Origin of the sequence: Stygiolobus sp. CP850M (genome assembly GCF_037389425.1) — an archaeon.
Taxonomy (GTDB): domain Archaea; phylum Thermoproteota; class Thermoprotei_A; order Sulfolobales; family Sulfolobaceae; genus Stygiolobus.
Genome location: NZ_JBBHKR010000021.1, coordinates 1 through 4,731 on the forward strand (window position 1 = coordinate 1; position 4,731 = coordinate 4,731).

Annotated in this window: 2 protein-coding genes and 2 pseudogenes; 2 read left to right on the forward strand and 2 right to left on the reverse strand. The window is 37.4% G+C overall.

The genetic code is table 11. From position 1 onward, the window contains the following. Window positions 1-322 precede the first annotated feature (322 nt). Window positions 323-936 (reverse strand): annotated as a pseudogene (locus WIW89_RS01030) (zinc ribbon domain-containing protein); the annotation flags it as partial. Window positions 937-1,698: 762 nt separating this feature from the next. Beyond that, window positions 1,699-2,297 (reverse strand): annotated as a pseudogene (locus tag WIW89_RS01035) (IS200/IS605 family accessory protein TnpB-related protein); the annotation flags it as partial. Between the two features lie 1,076 nt (window positions 2,298-3,373). Here WIW89_RS01035 and WIW89_RS01040 point away from each other — a divergent pair. Together WIW89_RS01040 and WIW89_RS01045 are read left to right on the forward strand one after the other, a co-directional pair. Then, window positions 3,374-4,033, forward strand: a complete 660-nt coding sequence (locus WIW89_RS01040; RefSeq protein WP_337719430.1) for a hypothetical protein — start codon at window positions 3,374-3,376, stop codon at window positions 4,031-4,033. Window positions 4,034-4,037: 4 nt separating this feature from the next. Continuing rightward, on the forward strand, window positions 4,038-4,731 hold a 694-nt coding region (locus WIW89_RS01045; RefSeq protein WP_337719431.1), incomplete at its 3' end, for a CRISPR-associated endoribonuclease Cas6.

Here is a 4,731-nt window from a genome sequence, read left to right on the forward strand (position 1 = left end):
ATCGCTATCTTAGTGGCTATGTCCAACAAGTCCGTGCTTGTCTTAGCAACTTGAGCCATGAAGAATTCTATCTAATTATACATTAATAAACTTTAGGTTTATTTAACTAATGTAGTGTTAGGCGTGTTAGACGTGAAAGAATTTTCCTAACACTTTGTAACATTAAGGAAGGTACAAAGATGTAATACACACGAAAAATATATATACTAGAATACGTTTTGAGCCGGGCTCCGCTCAAAGCTTACGCTTCTTGTTAATTTCAGTAGGGGTACTGTGAATTGACATACCATCTTTTGGAAACATTCTCCTAGGGGTTTGGGCTTCATTGAATTTTCATAAATTTGTATTTAATTCTCAAGCTTTGGGATTCACCATAGTCACGGGAAAACCCATTCATACCCCTCAGCCCCTTTAGCGGAATAACCCCGACCCACACCCTATACGGATGTGGGGAAACCCGCACATCCTGAGGTAAATATTGAGATATGCGTTCAATTGCCTATCTAAAGCGAACCCACACCTCTCGCAGTGAAAAGTCCAGCCGACCTTTCGGGAAACCCATCCACATCTAGGGCAGGACTTAGAAGTGGGGTAAGGGTTAACCTCCTTCAAGAAGGAACCGTATAAGGGAGCCTTGTACTTAAGCACACGGTGTATAGTCCTCCACACGGTCCTCGAAATCTTCTTAGACAATCTATTACTCGCATTTTGGAACATCTCTTTTTTATTCAACTTCTCGATAACAAACATAGTGAGAGGATACATTCCCAACAGTTTGTTCATGAACTTGTGAACATAATCTAGCATATGATTCCTTTCACGGTGGGAGTACTTTCTCGTCAGCAATTTCCCCTTTCTACCGTGTTTAGAAGCAAGAGATTGTGTTCTACCCCTCTTCAACTCCATTCCGAATTTTAGACTGTACGACTCCTCTATAATACAATAATGAATAACTGCTCTCTAAAAAGAGCATTAATATAATAGTCTCTGCATAGAGAAATAATATATTGTAAAATTTAGTTTCATACACAAAAAATAGTAAAATGAGAGATAGTTTATCTCTTTTAGTATGAAATTAAAGATAGTTAGTTTATCTTAAAGTATAGAAAATAATGAAATAAAAGAACTGTTATAATATTCACATAGAGATAATAAAAAGATAAAGATAAAAACAGAAAAGTTTTTAAATGTGTCTTACAGAACTAGAAATGGCTGATGAAGCGGGGTGAGTGACCCTCGGGCGAGGGTCACTCTGAGCGGTGATGAAAGCGTGGCCCGCTGAACCCGCTGATATATCTGATTCTGTAGTTTTAAACTTTCTTATCATAAGCTACCCCTAAATTTATAAAAGATAGTTAGTTAATATGGAGATAAAGAAAATAATAAAATAAAAGAACTGTTATAATATTCATATTGTGATAATAAAAGGGCGAAGATAAAAACAAAAAAGTTTTTAAATCTGTTTTTACTGAAGTAGAAATTGGGGATGAGGGGATGATGAGCAGGGTCAGAATTGACCTATGATAGGTTGCACGGCAGCTGACCTGACCCCCTCATCCCTAATTCATTATTTATCTTTTCAACTATTAAGCTTTTCTTCTCATTAAATTTTGAAAAGTTGAGCAAAGAATGAGGTTGGATCCTAACGTTAAATCTACGACATGAGACTGACTTCCTACCCGCCAGTGAGGGTTTCCATCATGGGTTCGGGCTTACATCCCTCATCTGAGGTGTAGTCGAGAGGGTCAGAGACCCCCATTTAGATTAACTACAGCAATTACATCACGATCATTCTCATAACCACTAGAACACTTAAACTAACGATGGGAAACCTCAACCATCCTTTTATCGCACTTAGGGCAAGAAACTGAAGAATAACTAGGACTAACATATTGAACTAGAATATCGTGCTTCTTAGCTTGCCACTCAATCCAATACTGAATCCTACGATACTGCATCAGATGCAACTTATCGTGAAACTCACTTGGTAGTTTATCAACATTCTTAATGAGATTCCTTAGGTTCTCCAACTTAATAACATTAGAACCGAAATCTTCAGCGATTTCAACAACCCACTTCCCAACCTTCCTAGCAAAATCCTCCATGACTCTCCTAGCCTTTTGGTGAAAAGAACGGGCTCTACACAAGGTCCTCTTATTCACCCTCCATCTCTCTGGATACTTCTTCTGTAGGTTCTCGGCTAAAGCCTTCCAGTGGTGAACCTCATCAAGGCGAGTTGAGATCCTAACGTAGTGCTCGTCGTCCTTCCCTACAACTATCTCACTCATATTAACATCTTATGCATCTCATATACCTTAATTAAAAATTGTGTAACTTGTATTCATGGAAAGACTTAGTCTTATAATCCACACGTGAAGCCTTAAATTTTCATTTTGCAAAATTTGATGTTAAATGACGTTGATGAGAAATAAGGGTGGGGTAGCAAAACCATTAAGCTTTTTTAATATCATAGTACCAGTCTTGACTCACCGGATTTTGCCCAAACTCCTTATAAAGACTAAGGTATTAGGCTTGTGATTCCTTTAGCCACCTATTACCTTAAAAAGTACGGGGACTGATCATTGCTCCGATCCCGCGTTCATAATACCACGCTATTTATAACCCTCCACGGACTTTGTTGATCCTGCTTAAGTGGGCTCTGTCAATGAAAATAACATTAGGAAACATTTGATAAGTCAGTTTCTATCACACCGGTGTCTGATAATTCCCCGAACTTCTTTCACGGAGGTTGCGTGGCTATTAACGGCTTAGGTTAAAGTAAATCTTAATAATAAGTTTAGGAAAAGGTTTCATAACCTATAATGAATTGATAGAAAGAAAACTGTCATATACGATATATCCATTGTTTTTCCTACAAATTCCCTCAATGACTTCTTTTTTACTCCCCGTTAAAGACTTAATTTGTAGAACTGAAATAGGAGAATTACATCGCCTAAATTAAAATAGTACATACTCTTTTTCCAAATAGGTAGAAAACTTCGTAGATGTAAACTTTAACAAAATAATAAAACTTAAAAAAGAAAGCACAATAGTTGTAAAAATAAACCCCATATAGATTTAATGTGTAGAGATAAAATAGATGTGGTTTATTCTACTGCTGACAAAACCGTCAAATACATCACTTTCAAGCCAAAGAAATAGCAGAGAAAAATTTAAAAGCTGATTGATTTAAAAATATATTAGGGTGAAACAATGGAATTATCGTATATAACACTCCAAGTTAAAAACACTCTATCTCCTTTTTTTACGAGTTTGTTGTTTCTCATAAAAAGCCAAGTAATTATACAAGAGAACGTTCACAGACAAGGACAGAGCCGACTTCTAACAGTCTCTAGCTAAGGGGGATTTATAGATGAACCCTTCATCAAGAATAGAGATCTTTATCAACGATATAAGAATATTTCTAGAAAAAGGGGAAGTTATAAGACCAGACTATAATCAGATATACTCTGCTGAATTAGTTCAAGTAAAGAAGAGCAAACTAAATGTAATATTCTCAAAATACTTGCCTGAATGTGTTAGGATATTCAGAAATTCTAACGGAGCTAACGGCTACTTAATATCTGCTGAAAACGCCGTAAAATCAATACTCACGCAAAAGTACCATACTATCCAAAATCTAGAAATAGAATTTGACGGCAAACATTTCTATCCTGATGGGGTAGTAATTGACCCTAATAATCCTAAGAAGGCAAAATACCTACTAGAAATTAAAACCACACTATCCAAGTCTATACAAAACAAGAGTAAGCGAAGATCTAATTGCCTAATTAGTTTTGCTGCGTTGCAAGCACTAAGGAATTCGTCTGCTCTAATCTTAGCAAATATGGTTGACGAAGTGTTTCCCGTAGCCGTATTGGGAGAATATGAAATTACATCTAGTAAACGTTCAGATAAAAAGATACCGATAATTATCGATAGAATTTGGATATACAAGATAAGGGTGTGTAATTCGTATATATTAGACAAGAAACTAGCCCGACTCATTTACAGGTATTTGGGAGGGTGGTGATTTTTTGACATATTTAGTCGGAGAAGTGTACGTTACCCCAACTTCCTCAGCCATTATACCGCCATTCACCTCAAAAGTAGGGAAAACGTTAATTAGAAACAATAACGTGACCATATCCCCCTTAAAGAAAGGGGGCTTGTATCTAGTCAAGTACTCTTCTTTGCCTTACTTCATGGAGGTCGAGGGAGGCAACGTTTATTCCTTCGAAGTAGGCGGTAGGTATGAGGACGTAATAGTCGCCCTCACGCAACTCGAAAACAAGGTAGTGTTCAACACTGAGTGGAAAATAGTTGACGTCAAGCTCAACCCGGTGAATTTCAACTGCGACAGGAAGTTCACGGTAGAAATCTTAACTCCTGCCTTAATCATAGACCCGATCATTAAGTCAAAGAAGAAACGCTTTACGAACTTGTTTTCCTTTGTCTTTGCGGTTAACTTCATGGACCACTTCAAGCTTAATCGTGAAGAATATAAAGAAATGATAACAGAAATAGAAGAGAAAGTAAGGGAAGAGCCTTCTAAGATGAGGTATGCCACTGTAATCTATGCGGGGAAGGAGGTGGTTGGAATGTTAGGTACCCTACGTTATGAGTTGCTGAAACGAGATGAGAGTATCTTCAGGGTGATAGAAAACGCTATCGCCAAAGGCATAGGGAGTTCGAGGAAAAACGGGTTCGGTAGGGTAAAAATCACTTGCG

What these genes read in the sequence shown, in the direction of transcription:
- WIW89_RS01040 (WP_337719430.1), top strand. Translation starts at nt 3,374, where the DNA reads ATGAACCCTTCATCAAGAATAGAGATCTTTATCAACGATATAAGAATA.